Origin of the sequence: Desulfotomaculum sp. OF05-3 (assembly GCF_003435535.1) — a bacterium.
Taxonomy (GTDB): Bacteria; Bacillota; Clostridia; order Lachnospirales; family Lachnospiraceae; genus Pilosibacter; species Pilosibacter fragilis.
On record NZ_QWGO01000033.1, the window covers coordinates 15,876 to 31,482 of the forward strand.

At 47.9% G+C, this 15,607-nt stretch carries 17 protein-coding genes and 1 riboswitch; all 17 genes read right to left on the reverse strand.

Annotation, left to right across the window (positions count from 1 at the left end; translation table 11 throughout):
• Window positions 1-1,914, reverse strand: a 1,914-nt coding sequence (locus DXA87_RS14480) for a leucine-rich repeat domain-containing protein (RefSeq protein ID WP_199537938.1), incomplete at its 3' end; no start/stop codon positions are given.
• A gap of 16 nt (window positions 1,915-1,930) precedes the next feature.
• Complete coding sequence (locus DXA87_RS14485) at window positions 1,931-2,230, reverse strand: hypothetical protein (protein ID WP_117505105.1); 300 nt, start codon at window positions 2,228-2,230, stop codon at window positions 1,931-1,933.
• A gap of 154 nt (window positions 2,231-2,384) precedes the next feature.
• A complete protein-coding gene (locus DXA87_RS14490; protein WP_117505107.1) occupies window positions 2,385-3,008 on the reverse strand; it encodes a PrsW family glutamic-type intramembrane protease in 624 nt (207 codons plus the stop codon).
• Entirely contained in the window at window positions 3,005-3,631 is a 627-nt protein-coding gene (locus DXA87_RS14495) for a histidine kinase (RefSeq protein WP_117505109.1), read from the reverse strand. Before DXA87_RS14495 ends, DXA87_RS14490 begins: the two co-directional genes overlap by 4 nt.
• Window positions 3,615-3,983 carry a DUF4179 domain-containing protein gene (locus DXA87_RS14500; RefSeq protein WP_117505111.1) on the reverse strand — a complete coding sequence of 123 codons (369 nt, stop codon included), beginning with the start codon at window positions 3,981-3,983 and terminating at the stop codon, window positions 3,615-3,617. Before DXA87_RS14500 ends, DXA87_RS14495 begins: the two co-directional genes overlap by 17 nt.
• Entirely contained in the window at window positions 3,973-4,518 is a 546-nt protein-coding gene (locus tag DXA87_RS14505; RefSeq protein WP_117505113.1) for a sigma-70 family RNA polymerase sigma factor, read from the reverse strand. Before DXA87_RS14505 ends, DXA87_RS14500 begins: the two co-directional genes overlap by 11 nt.
• Before the next feature lie 67 nt (window positions 4,519-4,585).
• A complete protein-coding gene (gene thiM, locus DXA87_RS14510) occupies window positions 4,586-5,407 on the reverse strand; it encodes a hydroxyethylthiazole kinase (RefSeq protein ID WP_117505115.1) in 822 nt (273 codons plus the stop codon).
• Window positions 5,408-5,418: 11 nt separating this feature from the next.
• On the reverse strand, window positions 5,419-5,937 hold the full coding sequence (gene thiW, locus DXA87_RS14515; RefSeq protein ID WP_117505129.1) for an energy coupling factor transporter S component ThiW: 519 nt from the start codon (window positions 5,935-5,937) through the stop codon (window positions 5,419-5,421).
• Window positions 5,938-6,408: 471 nt separating this feature from the next.
• Window positions 6,409-6,514: riboswitch (TPP riboswitch) on the reverse strand.
• A gap of 214 nt (window positions 6,515-6,728) precedes the next feature.
• A complete protein-coding gene (locus tag DXA87_RS14520) occupies window positions 6,729-7,985 on the reverse strand; it encodes a DNA polymerase IV (RefSeq protein WP_117505117.1) in 1,257 nt (418 codons plus the stop codon).
• Between the two features lie 227 nt (window positions 7,986-8,212).
• Window positions 8,213-9,553, reverse strand: a complete 1,341-nt coding sequence (locus DXA87_RS14525) for an MATE family efflux transporter (RefSeq protein WP_117505119.1) — start codon at window positions 9,551-9,553, stop codon at window positions 8,213-8,215.
• An 821-nt stretch (window positions 9,554-10,374) separates the two neighbouring features.
• Window positions 10,375-11,292: a winged helix-turn-helix domain-containing protein gene (locus tag DXA87_RS14535; RefSeq protein WP_117505121.1), complete on the reverse strand. Its 918-nt coding sequence runs from the start codon at window positions 11,290-11,292 to the stop codon at window positions 10,375-10,377.
• Window positions 11,293-11,407: 115 nt separating this feature from the next.
• On the reverse strand, window positions 11,408-11,695 hold the full coding sequence (locus DXA87_RS14540; RefSeq protein ID WP_117505123.1) for a hypothetical protein: 288 nt from the start codon (window positions 11,693-11,695) through the stop codon (window positions 11,408-11,410).
• A 199-nt stretch (window positions 11,696-11,894) separates the two neighbouring features.
• On the reverse strand, window positions 11,895-12,098 hold the full coding sequence (locus DXA87_RS14550; RefSeq protein WP_348982241.1) for a hypothetical protein: 204 nt from the start codon (window positions 12,096-12,098) through the stop codon (window positions 11,895-11,897).
• Window positions 12,099-12,296: 198 nt separating this feature from the next.
• Window positions 12,297-12,926, reverse strand: a complete 630-nt coding sequence (locus DXA87_RS14555; RefSeq protein ID WP_117505125.1) for a hypothetical protein — start codon at window positions 12,924-12,926, stop codon at window positions 12,297-12,299.
• A gap of 164 nt (window positions 12,927-13,090) precedes the next feature.
• Window positions 13,091-14,767, reverse strand: coding sequence for a recombinase family protein (locus DXA87_RS14560; protein ID WP_117505131.1), 1,677 nt, complete (start codon window positions 14,765-14,767; stop codon window positions 13,091-13,093).
• Window positions 14,748-14,978, reverse strand: coding sequence for a helix-turn-helix transcriptional regulator (locus tag DXA87_RS14565; RefSeq protein WP_007488123.1), 231 nt, complete (start codon window positions 14,976-14,978; stop codon window positions 14,748-14,750). The genes DXA87_RS14560 and DXA87_RS14565 overlap by 20 nt, the downstream gene beginning before the upstream one ends.
• Window positions 14,979-15,067: 89 nt before the next feature.
• Window positions 15,068-15,253, reverse strand: a complete 186-nt coding sequence (locus DXA87_RS14570) for a hypothetical protein (protein WP_007488117.1) — start codon at window positions 15,251-15,253, stop codon at window positions 15,068-15,070.
• Window positions 15,254-15,607 lie beyond the last annotated feature (354 nt).

The window sequence follows — 15,607 nt, forward strand, 5'->3', positions numbered from 1 at the left end:
CGGGGTCGTAGGTGTCGTCGGGGTCGTAGGATCCTTCGGGACAGCCTGTCCTGCCGCGATTCTGATACCACAGCCCTTACAATAGGTGTCCCCCGTATAGCCATCCGCGCTGGCGGTGGCCTCAACTCTGCCGCGCACCTCGGTACCGCCCGTGTGATGATCTGGATTCAGTTCCCCATAAGCCGCGCCGCAGACAGAACACACCGCCTGATCTTTACAGGTGGCTGTTCCACCGGTGTGATCTTCCCTGATATCCTCTGCCTCACAGCGGGAACATTTCTTCCAATGCCGGGTTTCATTATGCTGCTGCACGCTGAAATCATGGCCGCACACATCCATTGTTTCTGATTTTGTGGCAGAGCAGACTGTACAGGTATAGGTTTTCTGGCCTGCGGTTGTACAGGTGGGCTGTATTGTCACTTCGCCGCTATCCCACTCATGTATTGATTCTTTACCGATGACATCACAGTTAGAGCATTTCTTCCAATGTTTATCGGCATCGCTCTGCCATTCGCCCCATGCGTGAATACACACAACCGGATTTTCTGGCTCCGGTATCACGATCACAAGTCTCCAGCTGGCATAAAACACCACATTCTCCGTAACAGGAAAAATATCTCCCGGACAGCCCGCTTTCTCTCCATCAGGATTATCCAGCGCCCAGTAATCAAGGATCGCTGATTGATATGTAAAACCAGACTCCGGAAGAACGTAATCCCCGGATATGCCTTCCACTGACTCCATATATCCCGGTGCTCCGTCTCCATTAAAAGAGACCGTGTAAGTTTCGCCCTTTACCTTCCAATTTTTCCATGCAGCTGCAAATTTGTCTTTATACGCGTCAGGAACATATATCGTCAGATTCTCCGGCCATGATTCACCGGGCTGATAAGGCAGATAAAATGCCAATGACAACTCTGCTTCATCCGGATCTTTCCAATGGGTGTGAACTTGCCCAAGTTGCGGGCATTTATGAAACGCGAAGGGCATCACCTTTTTGACACTATTTGGAATATCAATCTGCCTGAGGGTGTTACAGTCATAAAAAGCGGAACTCCCTATTGTTTTGACTGTTTTTGGAATTTGCACCTCACTGAGTCTTATGCATTTACTAAATGCATTTTGTCCAATCGTTGTCACTCCTTCCTCTATGACCACCTTGTCAATCTCAGACTTTTTGTCCTCCCAGGGACACCTTTTACCGGAACTAGTATTGTCGAAATCAGGCATTTCCCCTTTACCGGATATCGTAATGGTCTTATTGTCTCTGCTGATCGTCCATTTAATATCTGTGCCGAGGATAGGATTCTGGATGTCAGGAAACGGTCCATACAGCACCGCGGCAACCTTCAGATAGCGAGCGATATCAAGTACGACCGAGTCCTCAACGGAAAGCTGTATCATTGCGTCCTCAACAGCCTTAAACTGAAGCCTTACCTCCTCGATGTTATCGTTATTGATATCTGTTACGTCCGGCAAAGCATTGATCATTTCCTGTGCGCGATCGATAGAAGAGACTTTCCGCGCATTGGACCGGGTGGCGATCGCTTTATTTTTCATAAGCGCTTTCGCAGTTATTGGAGTGCTTTCGCTGCCATATTGACAATTTAATTCTTTTGTGATGCAGCCGCTTTCCTCACTGCATACATGGCCGCATTCGGTGGGCTCCACCGCATCAGATGGGGTGACCACTTGTTCCGTTATATCCTTCTGCGGATAACATTCCGGCGTATGTTCATGGATACATTTTTCCATCCACGTATAACATTCCCGGGTATGCTCATGGCTGCCCGCCCCTTTTCTCATTTCTGCCGCCAATACAGGCACAGAAACTAAAGAGAGCATCATACAGATACCGAGCAGTGCCGCATAGATCCGTTCTCTTTGTTTCTTTTGTTTTTCTGGCTTTCTCATTGATTTTCCCCCATTTCTATGGTATCTGTTTCCTTTTTCTGAACTTGATATAGAAAGCAGTGAGCACAACTGCCGCGGTAAAGGAAATGACCGCTTCCAGCACATATCCGCCAACACCCTCATGCAGCAGGATCGCTCCGTACATTCCCACGGCATCCATCGGCTGGCTCTGCACCGTCCCTACCGTTCCCAGAAGAGACAAAAACAGCAGAACGCACAGTGCCGACAGACTGCGAATGCTTCGCCGCGCCTGTCGGCGGCGAGATTCCGCTATACGCTCCTTTGCCAGTGCAACACGCTTTTGTGTATCGTACATGCACACAAAACCTCCTTTCTGAAAACTCAGCTTAAAGGCCTTTCACTTATATAGGTACAAAAATCCGGAAAAACTCTCACCCGGAAAGCAGATTTTTCAAAAAAAATGAGAGCTGCTTAAAAACAGCTCCCAAAAATCACAAAATAAAATTATATTACGATGTCAGACGGCGGGCAATCAGCTTTCCCGCTGCCAAGATCATTACAGGCAGAACATAGGCAGCATACTGCACTGCGCCGCCGTAAGCGATCAGCAGATTATAGAGCGCGTGAAACGTGATGGCTGCTCCCAGCAGACCGCAGGTTCCGGCAATCTTCAGCCAGGTCCGCTGCCACACATACGCAAGGCCTCCGCCTACAATGGCTCCGCAGATCACATGCATCGCTCCTGTTCCGATCCCCCGGAAAAAAATAAAGGAAAAATGTCCGGCTCCATTTTGGATCAGGTAGCAGATATTTTCAAAGGTGGCAAAGGAAAGAGCTGTGATCACGGCGGAGATTTTGATCTGTTCCGTCTTTGGCTCAAATATCAGCAGGTAAAAAAGCAAAGGCAGAAGCTTCATGACTTCCTCCACCACCGGGGCGATCTCCGCAGTGGCGGCAAAGGTATCCGCACCACAAAGTTCAGCGAAAAAGGTATTGATATAAGCGGAAAGAAGACACGCCCCCATTCCTGCAAGGCAGAACAGAAAGAATTTTGTCTGTTGTTTTCCCATGCACAGGGCGGCGATCAGTAACGGCGATGCCATACAGATAAAAACATTTTCAATATACGTCATTCCTGCACCGCCTTTCCCATTGCCGGCAGCAAAGCGAGCAGACAGCCTGCCAGCAGAAGATCAAACCAGCAGTATGGGCTGAAAATGGAATCTCCCGGCCAGAAGCAGCCAGAAGTCCAGAGGGCATATTCTAATGTCGCATAGCAAAGGACCCAGATATGAAAATATTTCATATTATTTGCAGTTCCCCTCTGCCTTCTGGCATAGGCAAGTCCCCGGATAGAAAAACAGGAAACAATGATCATCATACCGCACCAGAGCAGATTGGAGAGGATGTCTCCAAATGTGCAGTAAAACATGCACAGCGGAACACCGATCAGGACAGCACTTAAGGCCTTCCTGCACGGAAATCTCCTTTCTTCTTCCGAAGAAAGCGTGTATTGCAGCATGGAAAGGAAAATGACACTTGCAACCCAGCCGAACTCTGACACATAAAAGACCTGCGGCGTTTTGGAAAATAAGAGCAGATACAGCGTCCAGTAGAAGGATCCAAGGAAGAAACAGCCATAAAAGCAGGTCAGCAGGAAATACTCCTGTTTCCGGCTTTTCAGATACCGGATACCGCCCAGAAAAAAGCCTAACAGGGTAACCGCGGCTTGCAAGAGGTTACTGATGACTTCCATCTGTATTTTCCCCCTTTTGCTCCCCTGTCTGTTCTTCTTCGTTCAGTCTACGGATGCGGAAACATAGCACCGTCACGCACACGCCGAGAACAAAAGCGAGCAGTCCGACCACGATATATCCAAGTGCGGTGCTGCCGCCTAACATCGTCGCCGCTGTTTCAAAGCCAGAGGAAGTTCCCATCTCAATCCGGCTGACAGTATCAGGCATGGAAAGGGAAACACCTACGATCACCGCAAGACATGCGGCCACGCAGCAAACTGCTGCAGCCCATTCTCTCCGCAGTCTTTTTTTGTATTCTTTTTCCGCAATACGACGTTTTACTTCCACGATCCGTTCCTCATTACTTCGCATTGGTAATTCCCTCCCGCTCCAGTAATCCACGCAGACGCGCTTTTCCCCGGTATACCATATTGGTGATCTGCTTCTCACTTTTTCCCATGATCTCAGCGGCCTGCCGGTAGCTCATACCCTCAAAATAGGTCAGATAAAGAGCTTCCCGATAATCCGCCTTCAGCTCATCCATACAGATATGCAGGATCTGATCCCGTTCCTTAGTCCGAATGACCTCTTCCACCAACGTCTTTCCATCCGGTTCTTCCGTCAGGTCATCGAGGCTGAAGAAAAGCCGATGTCTGCTTTTATGGCGCAGAGCCATGTGCCGCGCTGCTTTATACAGGTAAGCCTTAAGACCACCGTCCCGGATGCGTGGCTTTTTTGTGAACAGATAGGAAAAGACTTCGATCATCAGGTCCTCCGCTTCGTGGACATCATGCAGATAGCCATTGATGTATAGGGTCAGCGGGTTACCGTATTTTCTCATTAAAGCCTCAAGTCCTGCTTCATCGCCGCGCAGATACTGCCTGTAAAGTTCTTCATCAATGACCATGCTGTTCATTTCCTTCTGTCTGAAATACTATACACAGTATATGTGGGCATCGGCATAATTTCAAGTCCTATTTTACTTCAAACTTCGCCCCGCGCTCCAGCTCATCCCCATCCATATGATAGATCGCGTCAATAATATAATTCCGGTACGTTGCGTTCCCATCCTGCGGTGTCAGCCGTTTATGGGCGATCTCCCCTGCGAGTCCCATAGCGCAGACTGCCGCTGCTGCCGCCTCAAGCGGATGCTCCTGATTTGCAGTCACAAATGCTGCTGTAAGAGCAGAAAGCTGGCAGCCGGTTCCCGTGATGGAGGACATCATCGGATGGCCATTGTAGATGCAGTACGCTTTTTTTGCGTCCGCCACGATATCAATAGCGCCTGTGACCGCGATCACTGACCCTGTCCTCTCCGCAAATTTCTTCACGAATGCCACCGCCTCGTCAAGGTTCTCTTCGGTTACACGGTCTGCGATATCCGCATCCACACCCTTTGTGGTCCCTGTTCCCACCGCAAGCGTCTTGATCTCGGAAATATTCCCGCGGATCACGGTGAATTTTACCGTTTTTAAGAGTTCGTTAGCTGTCGATGTCCGGAGTGTCGATGCCCCGACGCCCACCGGATCCAGCACTGCCGGGTGTCCCAGCTCATTGGCCCGCATTCCCGCGATCTTCATGGACTCGATGGTACGGCTGTTCAGCGTACCGATATTGATATTGAGGCCTGCGCAGATCGTCTGGATCTCCGCGACCTCCTCTTTATCGTCCGCCATGATCGGGGAAGCCCCGCAGGCCAGAACCATGTTCGCACAGTCATTGACCGTCACATAGTTCGTAATATTATGGATCAGCGGGCTCTTCTCCCGCACCTGATCAAACATCTGTTTTAACATGCTTCTCTCCTCTACTGTCCCATTGCTTCCTGCATACCTGCAAGGATATTGGCTTTCTTTAAGCTGTAGATCAGCACGCCGCTGATCACCGCGCCTCCGGCAGTTGAAACAAGGAACGGGATCACATATGCGTAAAATGCCAGACCTGCCGCACTCTTTCCCATAAGGAAGATCGCTACCGGATAGGCCGTGAGTCCGCCAAGAACCGATGTTCCAAATACCTCACCGATCAGTGTCGCCGGAATATTCTGCGTCTTCTTATACACAAGTCCGCAGATCAGCGCGCCGAACATACTGCCAGGAAATGCCATCAGGCTTCCAAGTCCCAGAAGATTCCGGATCAGCGCCGCCGCGAATGCCGCACCCAGTCCGTATCCCGGCCCCAAGAGAACCGCACAGAGAATATTCACCATATGCTGTACCGGGGAACACTTGCTCCCGAATACCGGGAATGAAAATAAGCTTCCTGCCACTGCGACAGCACAGAAAACGGCTGCTACCGCTAATTTTTTCGTATTTGTCTGTTTCATGATCTTTGTTGTGTGACCATTGATCCTGAAATTGGCCGCACATTCCTCCTTTGAAAGTTTTTTGTAACGGTTCAGTAAGTCGTAAGCCTTAATCAATCACAGACTTGAAGGTACTGAACCATTACAATTATTAAGGAAACGACTGTATGACCGCAGCGCTTCCAAAGGCGAATGATCACGTGGGCATTCCTGTATCATGCGGAATATTCCGTTTGGAAAATTCCCACTCATGAAAAATAATCCACGCACTTTCGCAAAAAACGTCCAGGTTTCCTCTCAGGATCCCTGTATGGAAGTCGGTCGATGCTTACTGGCATCCTCTCACGCCGGAACACGGCTTCCCATCGCTGAATTCATACAAGGCCCAGGGCGCTCCCCCTCGGCCCGCCGCCATCCGGCGGATCCCGTTTCTCCTTTCTCGAAGTGTACTTAAACAAAAAACAGGAGACACCTCCGCGGATATCCCCTGTAAAAATTCATCTCATGACTTCCTACGACGGCATTATCCGCATCAGGTAAAGGGTCGAAGTTCGATCACTTCCTCTCAGCCCGCCAACGAGCTCCCCTGTTTTTGTTAGTGTTATTATAACGCATCCCTAAAAATATGCAAGGAAAAAATGATCTGTATCCAAAATCCCAAATCGGCAAGATCGGCTGCCACAACTGCATTGTATGGAATTTTCAGTTCAGAAAATTTCCACATGTGGACATTAACTGCCGGCATCATACGCTGCCAGCATCATGCAGAATTTTCAATTCGAAAAATTTCTACACCTAAAGGGCCGATCCACCTATCTTTCCTGTTTTCCTTCCAGGTCCCTGTCAAGCTGCGCTCTCGCCTTTCTCGCGACTTTTCCTGCCGTACTGATCGTACTGCCCCGGACGATCATTCCGTTTCCGAAGCGCCTGCGGATGTCATCGATCGTCTCATCCACTTTCTTCTGCTTTTCACGGTCCTCCGTGTTTTCAAAGAGGGACATCTGGCGAAACTCATCCGAAGTCAGATCAGTGAGCGCCACCCCGATCAGGCGCAGCGGTTCACATTTCCAGCACTCATATAACAGTTTCTTCACCTGTGCGAAGATCTCCTCCGTCACATCCGTCGGATCCTCAAAATTTTTCTGGTGTGATCTCGTCTTAAAATCCAGCGTCCGGTAAGTCACCGCGACACAGCTGCATTTCTTCCCGTCTCTGCGCATCCTGGCTGCCACCACATCACACTGCGCAAGAAGCAGGGAAAGTGCCTGTTCATACGTCACGATATCCTCTTCCACCGTAGTCTCTGCGCTGTAGCCTTTGGCCTCCTCCCTCTCGCTGCGCACTGGGGAATCATCGATCCCGTTGGCGTACCGGTACAGCTGACGTCCATTCTTATCTCCCAGAAGCTGCCGGATCTCCGCCTCATCGCTTTTTGCCATATCTCCGATCGTTTTGATCCCGGCCCGCAGAAGTTTCTGCTCCGAGGCTTTTCCGAGGAATAAAAGGTCCCGCACGGGAAGCGGCCACATCTTCTCCGGGATCTCCGACGGAAACAGCGTGTGTACCTTATCCGGCTTTTCAAAATCCGAGGCCATCTTCGCCAGGAGCTTATTCGTACCGATGCCGACATTGACCGTAAAGCCTAGCTCATCCCGGATCTTATCCTTGATCTCATGAGCCACCGCCACAGGATCCGGATAGATCAGGTGCGTTCCGCTCATGTCAAGGAAGACCTCATCGATCGAAAACGACTCCATGACCGGCGCGTAGGAGGCGCAGATCTTCTTAAACGCTCTCGAGCACCGGTCAAACAGCGCAAAATCTCCCGGAACACAGACAAGATCCGGACATTTTCGCAGCGCCAGCGCCACCGGCTCCCCGGTCGTGACCCCGTACTTTTTCGCCGGGATCGATTTTGCCACGACGATCCCGCGCCGAGACTTCGGATCTCCGCCGATGCAGGACGGGATCTCGCGAAGATCCGGAAGTCCCTCTTTCACGCGTCTTGCCGCCTCCCACGATAAAAAGGCACTGTTCACATCCACGTGAAATATCAATCGTTCTTCCATACTGTTTTCCTCAAAAACTGTCATACTGCCTTGTTTTTTCTCAATTTCTTATTTTCCGCTTTATCCCGGTAACTTTGACGGATGATTCGCATGTGCCAAACGTCAACAGAACACCCTATTGATCCATGCAGAACCTCTATTTCTGCATTCCGGTGCACCGGTTCTTTCGGTCCGCATACCGTAACAGGAACCCGTTCCTCTTTATGGTTTTCATGGTCAGAAATTTTTTATGATGTTTTCTTCCTCATGATCCAGAAAAAGGTACAAGTAAAGATGATCCCCTTCACGACCGACGTAGACGTCAGCGCCCACCAGATCCCGTGAAGTCCCATAGATTCGGAAAGAATGACCGCGAGCGGGATCCTGGCACTCGTAAACGCGACGCTGATCACACTGCAGAGGCGCGTCCTTCCAAGTCCGGAAAGCGCACCGATCGTCGTCAGCTCCACGCACATGAACGCCTCACCGAAGCCTATGATCACAAGATATCCGATCGCAATCTCCACCGCCTTCGGCTCATGGAAAAAGACATCCGCGATCGCGCCCGGGAAGCAGATAAATATTGCGGAGACCAGAATGCCCCAGAGCCCGACCGTCCAGAGCGACACATGATATCCCTTTCTGACACGTTCCTTCTCCCCTGCCCCGTAGTTCTGCGCCACAAACGCGTTTAACGCCGCCGCAAAACCATCCGCGGTGTTCCAGGAGATCGACTCGATCTGTCCGCCGACTCTCTGCGTGGCGACCGCCTCCGCGCCGTACCCGGACACCATCCGTGTTAAGATCATGGAAATCCCGCAGTACGCCATTCCCTGAAGCGCGGTCGGGATCCCGATCCTGCAGATCCCCCGCAGAAGTTCTGACGGGATCTTCGCAAAAAGCCGGATTCCTTTCAGCACATTTTCCTTCTTCTGAACGGCAATCCCGACGACCATGACACTCATGACGATCGCCTGCGCTGTCACGGTTGCCACCGCCGCCCCGGCTACGCCAAATTTCGGAAACGGTCCCGGCCCCAGGATCAGGACGGGATCCAGGATCATGTTCATCACAAGTCCGATGAGATTTGCGATAAACGGCGTTTTTGAGTCCCCCTGCGCCGTATAGAGTCCGGTAAGCGTCAATGTCAAAAAGGAAAATACGATCAGCCCGCAGGCGATCTTTGTATACGCCAGAGCAGCCGCATGCGCCTCAGCATCCTCAAGCTGGAAAAATCCTACCATCTGCTCTGCAAAGACCAGGCAGATCACCGCATACATGATCCCCATCACTGCCGCCAGCTGCACAGCTGCCTGTGCGAACCCATGCGCTTTTTTCCGGTCACCGCGCCCGATGCACTGTGCGACCTGAACCTGTCCTCCCATACGCGCCATGGACGCCAGCCCCTGGGAAAGCCAGGTAAACATTCCCCCGACGCCGACTCCCGCCACTGCCTTGGAGCCAAGAAGTCCGATCCACGCCATGTCCGTGATGTTGTAAAGAGTTCCAAGAAACGATGATGCCATGATCGGAACTGCTAACTTCACCAGTGTCTTCATGATGGGGCCTTTTGTTAAATTTCCTTCCATTCTTCAATTCCTCATCTGTTTTATTTTTCATATCCGCTGCTATATCATACGGAGTTTTTCATTCCAAAAAATTGATGCCCGTAAATAACTGTGCCCGCCCATTCTTTAAATCCATTATACATGATTTCATATAAAATTTCATCCATAAACTAACGCAGCTGTTACCGCATGATGCTGCCTTTTAGCTAATCACACTACAACATTTCCGCAGTTGATCATATCAACGAAGACCTTCTCCTCATTTCTGATTACGCGTGTCCCACCGTTTCCATGTTCTCCTCATAACTTATTTTCTCTTATTCTGCCGCAGGGTCTTGCCGATATGGCATTCCTTTATTCCGCCACCTGCTCACCAGCAGAAAAAAGGCCGCCAGCGACCTGATCCTCCAGCTGGAAGCGACCGCGTCCACACCCTGATCCCCGGTCTCCTCGTCCTGCAGCATGTTTTCCACCTCTTCCAGGCCCAGCAGCTGATCGTCAGCAAATACGGGGTGCGGGAAGGATATCTGTGTGAGAGAGTGTTGAAAAAGTGTCACTAGAAGTGGCACTTTTCATTTTAACGGAAAACACCTCCACTGGATGGGTATCTGTCATCGTAGGCAGAAGCACCTGTATTGTATCCACAGCGGATCTTCCGGTGTTCACAAAGATGGCAGGACGCAGGATTTGTTGTGTTTTCTTTTTGTAAAATGCAAAAACTGTCGTATTTAAATAGTTTTTGCATTTCAGTGCACAAACTTTATTTTTTAATAATTATGAGGAGGACTGCCATTCTGTTTATCCCCGATCTTTCGTATTTATGTGCTGTTTCGTTATCCGCTCTATTCGTCCTGATATTCCGCCAGAGCATCTGTATCGATCGCCTTAATTTCGAATGTTTTCCGTGTTGCAACGCAAAAATTATGTTCGATCATCAGATTCGCAAGTTTCTCTCCATCGATCAGAATAATATGATGGATATTTGCATAATCCTTCGCCTTCTGTGAGAATCTGGCTGTCGTAACGAAAAGTCCATCGCCATGTTTCCCGGCGATTGCACCGACAAAGCTCTGAATCTCCGGCTGCCCGACAGCTCTGTCCGGTGCCCATTTCTTAGCCTGCATATAGATCAGAGAGAACCCCAGCTTGTCTTCCATGATAATGCCATCAATTCCATCATCTCCGGAAGCTGCCGTAGCATGACTTCCGTAGGCCACAGTCCCATACCCCATCTTCGAGAGAAGATCGATCACAAGCTTTTCAAATGTGTATGGCGAAATCTTCAAAATCTCACTCAGTAAATCCGAAGCAAGACCCGCATTGATCTGCTTGTATGCATCCTCGAGCTGATCATCCGGTGTGAGATCCGTTGGTCTGGAAATTCCAGGTTCCGGATCATTACCATTTGAAGGTTTCGAAACCGATGCGAAATCTACAAATGACGGAAACTGTTCCAGATATTTGGAATCTATTTTTTCCGGATTTTCTGCAGCAACCTTCTTTCCGGCCTCCGTAATAACAATCGCTGCGCGGGCAGGACTGTCAAGAAGTCCTGCCTTTTTCAGATATGTCTTCGCCCATGCAACTCTGTTTTTAAACACAGTCTGCCGGCCACTTGGAAGCATTTCTGCAAGGTCTTCCTCTGACAGATTCAGCTTTTTCGCTAAGATAGCCGTAACATCACTAATTTTATAGACCTCACCGTCTTTTACTGCTGTCAGCAGAGGCTTCATCAATTCATCGTATTTTGGCACTGCCATTGTTTGTCCTCCCCCTTGTTTCTCCTATTTATCAATAGGTGCTATACTAGTATCCGTTCCATACAATTCGATGTCTATATGAGGTTTATCTAATTGAACATCGATCCCGCTGGCATTATTGAGCATTCAGAACCCTCACGATCCGGTCAAGCAGCTCCTCAGATGCAGAATTGTCGAGATCGATCTGCAGCTTTCCAGAGCGGATGATCGCTACACTCTTTAAAGTTTCGATGTTTCCTACGGTCGGAACATCTGGCTGATGGATTTCAACAAACCTGGGAACCTCGTTTTCAATGAGTTCTCTGATTCGATGCTGCCGATAATAAAAGCAGTTTTCACTGATGTGGTTTTCCTTACACCAGGACTTAACGGTCTGGCCACTGTTTCTCTGTTCGAGGACCATAGTGATCCATTACTGCGTACGGACTTGGGTAACAAGCTGATCCATAAAGATGCCTCCTACAATCTACATATCTTAAAATTCTGAATATTTTCTTAGCTTGTCCTTCTGTGCATCAAGACTATAGCCGTCAACCTGAATAGCCGTAGATACACGAGTATATATGTAACATCTTGTTTTCTTCTTCAATAATCTCACACTCCTATTTCGGTAATACTAATGGCGAATTTTTCAATAATCCTGCAATAACAGAGTTGTATTTAGCTGTTCCATAATCCTCAACGATGCTTGTTATTCTAGCCCCGGCATCCTTGGAAGAAGCACCACACAGAAAAACTCTCTCATCAGCCGTCCCATAATCCAACACGATAAAACGATCATGAAATATACCACCAGTTTTTTTCATTGACAGTTTTACAGTTGGATATTCCTTACGGCTCCTTAATATCCCACAAACCGCAGAAAATCAAGGTTTCTTTGAAAGCAGACAAACCGTTTCAATATTTCCCTGAACTTTGATTTTATACTGCATAGCGAAAGTGACACTATTAACTTAAGGGGTGGGGTAAATACCTTAACCATTTGAAAATTCCTTTTAATGTTACTACTTTACCCTGTCCTCAGCAGGATCAACTGCATACCAATGTTCTGCATTTCGCCTACATTCTAACACAGGTATTCTTTTTGTCACTTCACGTTTCGTGCTTCCATCACTACGAAGAATTTCTCTCCATTCCACTGGTTTATTATAATATTTCATTTTGCCCCCACATTGAGGGCATCCTTCAATATGTATTTTCTCTATGGTCAATCTATTCCCATAACCACTAATTGCAAAATTGAAAAACAAAGGATGTCTCGTTTGCTTTTTAGCAATTCTTCTAAGTGTAAAAAAGATTAAAAACAAAAATACAAATATTATAAAAATAACAGAATATTTCTGCATATCTAAACTTATTGTGTTTCCATTCATCCCTCTAAAAAAGCAAACTATACTTTTTACTATTTTGGCAAACGGAAATATTCCTACAATTGCAATAATAGTGCTAATCCATGTTAAAACAGCTAAAGTAAATGGACTACGCCATTTTGGTTCTGGATCATAATTTACCGTCTTTTGCTTCTCTTCCGAGATATTATTGATAATATCTCCTGCTGCAATTTGAGTTTTTCCTGTAAAATTCACATTTCCATTGAAATTATTTTGCTTATACTCTTCTTTTCTTCTTCTCATATCGTCATCTTCCTTCTCTTTTGCGAAAAAGTATTCCTTCTGCCAAAATGTATACTGATAATTCCGAAAATCTTATCCCTGGGGTAAATCAATTCCCTCATACCCATTCTACGGAAACAGAAACACACATCTATTTTATTTCCAAAATAGCGAAATCCTTTGATTTATTGGGCTTTTCTTGACAGAAGGCATACCGTCTCGACTGTTGTTTCAGTTTCCAAGGGAAGTTCTTTCACTTCCTCGCCATCAACAGGCACAGGGAAGTTGAATACAATCTTCTTTATCCAGCTTCCGTCTTTTCTCTTTTCCGGGAACATCTCAATTCGCTCGATAAAGGCTTTCATAAACTCTTTCTGTTCTGCTTCCGTTGCGGAATGGTAGACTTCATCAAATGCCAGTAAGAGCCGATAAATGTTATCGCCGGAGATTTTCTCCTGCTGGATGCTGCGTATCTGACTTTGCAATTCGCCAATCTGAACTTCGATTTCTTCTATCGTATCATACTGTTCATCATATCGGCGCTGCAAATCCAAAATTTTTCTGTCATAGTGGGCATCGTTGATGTCCAAAGTATCCATCTGACGCTCCAAGCGGCTTTTCGTTCCAAAGGCTTGCTTTAGCTGTCCTTGCAGAACGGCGATCTGCTTTTCCATATCCTCTGTATCAACCGTCGTTCCAATTTTCGCTTGAATTGCTTCTATAAATCGTGGATTGCTGACCATAGCGGAGATGACCTTCGCCACAAATTTGTTGATTTCCGTCTGCTCGATATTCAGCCGGAAGCTGCACTCATGTCCCGTCGGCGTAACCGTATTTTTGCAGTAGTAATAATACCGTGTTTTCTTGTCCTTGCTATGAGCCTTGGCAGTATTGCCGTACATACTCTTTCCGCAACACGGGCATTTCAAAATACCGGATAGGATGTGTGCGTGGTCTGGATTGTTGACCTTTTCCCGCTTAAAGGAATTGATCTTGCGCTTTTCCTGTGCCAGATACCAATCTTCTTCGGAAATGATGGCTTCATGCTGACCATCGTAAACAGGGAACTCCGACTGCTCGACCACGTGCATCTCATTTCTTGTACCTTGCCTCTTTTCGGTTCTCCGTCTGCCATAAGCAATTTTACCCATATAAACGGGATTATCCAGTACGTCCTGCACGAAGTTCCTTGAAAATCCGGGGATGGTGTTATTTTGCCGCAGCTTCTTCACAAACCCGTTGCGGTTGAGATATTTGGCAACTCCGGCAACGCCCTCATTGGTATGGATGTAGCGGTCATAAATAACACGGATTACTTCCACTTCATCCTCCGCAATGACAAGGTTTCCGCTTTCCAATTTGTATCCATAGGGAGCGAAACCGCCGTTCCATTTGCCCTCACGAGCCTTTTGCTCCCGTCCTGCCATTGTCTGTGTGCGGATATTCTCTCGCTCGATTTCCGCCACCGCAGACAGCACGGAAATCATAAGCTTTCCGGCATCCTTGGAGCTGTCAATGCCATCCTCCACGCAAATCAGGTTGACACCAAAATCCTGCATGAGCTGCAAAGAGTTCAGAACATCGGCTGCATTTCTGCCAAATCTGGAGAGCTTAAAGACAAGCACATAGGAAACGCCGTCTTTGCAGTCCTGGATGTCGTTCAGCATCCGTTGAAACTCCTGCCTCCCTTGGATGTTCTTGCCGGAAAATCCTTCGTCAGAATACTCCCCGGCAACGACCATATCCTCGTATGCCGCATACTTCCGCAACTTGTCCCGCTGGGCATCCAAGCTGTATCCGTCTACCTGCATGGAGGTGGACACTCTCGTATATAGATAACATTTAAGTTGCTTCTTTTTCAGAATCGCCACCTCCTTCGCTCATTTCTTTTACCATCAATCCCTCGTTGCGGATATAATACTCCAAAAGTCTAAGCACATAATCCGGTGCATGGCGGTTGTCCAATTCCCACTCGGTCATAGTCCGGTAAGGAATATGGACGAGCTTGCAAAAATCTTTCCGGTTCAGTCCTGTGCTTTCACGCAACTTAATAATTCTGTTTTTACAATCCATTCGTCTTTTCTCCAAAAAAGCAAAAATACACGTTGCGTACATATTATAGCATAGCCGCAACAAGTACGCAACGTGTAAATTGTAAATTTTTACGCAGCCTTATCCGTCAAAGGCTGCGCTTGCTTATCATCCTTGGAACACTCCACCGTTTGCGGAGTATCCTGCTCTAATTTATCCAAAACCTGATGCCCGTACTTCTGGAGCATCTGGCTCATAACATCCACACAGCGGTCAAATGCCGCATTATATTTCGCTTCCTCATAATATTTCTTCAATAGGCGATTCCTCCATCAAAGTTCCATATCCTGTCCACGCTTCCGGGCAGGGTGTTCGTGTTCCTGTGTTTCCTTTCCTCTGATGAGGATAGAATTGATAAAAGCCCGAACCTTTTCGGATGCGATTTCCAGTGCATCCAGAAAGGGTTGGGCTTTCTGTTTGAGTTCCATATATTTTTCGCTTACCGCTTCATACCGCTGCTTCCAGATGGAAACCGTCTTTTCTGCGGAAGCCAATTTTTCTTTCAGTCGCTTGTTGTCAGCATTGGCAATAATACCATTGACCGCATAGTGTTTGAGCGTGTCGCATTCATCCGGATGTTGTGGTCAAGCTTTTTTGTAACACTTGTGGCT

What these genes read in the sequence shown, in the direction of transcription:
- DXA87_RS14495 (WP_117505109.1), bottom strand. Translation starts at nt 3,631, where the DNA reads ATGGAAGTCATCAGTAACCTCTTGCAAGCCGCGGTTACCCTGTTAGGC.
- DXA87_RS14550 (WP_348982241.1), bottom strand. Translation starts at nt 12,098, where the DNA reads ATGAAAAAAACTGGTGGTATATTTCATGATCGTTTTATCGTGTTGGAT.
- DXA87_RS14540 (WP_117505123.1), bottom strand. Translation starts at nt 11,695, where the DNA reads ATGGTCCTCGAACAGAGAAACAGTGGCCAGACCGTTAAGTCCTGGTGT.
- DXA87_RS14485 (WP_117505105.1), bottom strand. Translation starts at nt 2,230, where the DNA reads ATGTACGATACACAAAAGCGTGTTGCACTGGCAAAGGAGCGTATAGCG.
- thiW (WP_117505129.1), bottom strand. Translation starts at nt 5,937, where the DNA reads ATGAAACAGACAAATACGAAAAAATTAGCGGTAGCAGCCGTTTTCTGT.
- DXA87_RS14500 (WP_117505111.1), bottom strand. Translation starts at nt 3,983, where the DNA reads ATGCGAAGTAATGAGGAACGGATCGTGGAAGTAAAACGTCGTATTGCG.
- DXA87_RS14565 (WP_007488123.1), bottom strand. Translation starts at nt 14,978, where the DNA reads ATGGATTGTAAAAACAGAATTATTAAGTTGCGTGAAAGCACAGGACTG.
- DXA87_RS14525 (WP_117505119.1), bottom strand. Translation starts at nt 9,553, where the DNA reads ATGGAAGGAAATTTAACAAAAGGCCCCATCATGAAGACACTGGTGAAG.
- DXA87_RS14520 (WP_117505117.1), bottom strand. Translation starts at nt 7,985, where the DNA reads ATGGAAGAACGATTGATATTTCACGTGGATGTGAACAGTGCCTTTTTA.
- thiM (WP_117505115.1), bottom strand. Translation starts at nt 5,407, where the DNA reads ATGTTAAAACAGATGTTTGATCAGGTGCGGGAGAAGAGCCCGCTGATC.
- DXA87_RS14505 (WP_117505113.1), bottom strand. Translation starts at nt 4,518, where the DNA reads ATGGTCATTGATGAAGAACTTTACAGGCAGTATCTGCGCGGCGATGAA.
- DXA87_RS14555 (WP_117505125.1), bottom strand. Translation starts at nt 12,926, where the DNA reads ATGAGAAGAAGAAAAGAAGAGTATAAGCAAAATAATTTCAATGGAAAT.
- DXA87_RS14535 (WP_117505121.1), bottom strand. Translation starts at nt 11,292, where the DNA reads ATGGCAGTGCCAAAATACGATGAATTGATGAAGCCTCTGCTGACAGCA.
- DXA87_RS14490 (WP_117505107.1), bottom strand. Translation starts at nt 3,008, where the DNA reads ATGACGTATATTGAAAATGTTTTTATCTGTATGGCATCGCCGTTACTG.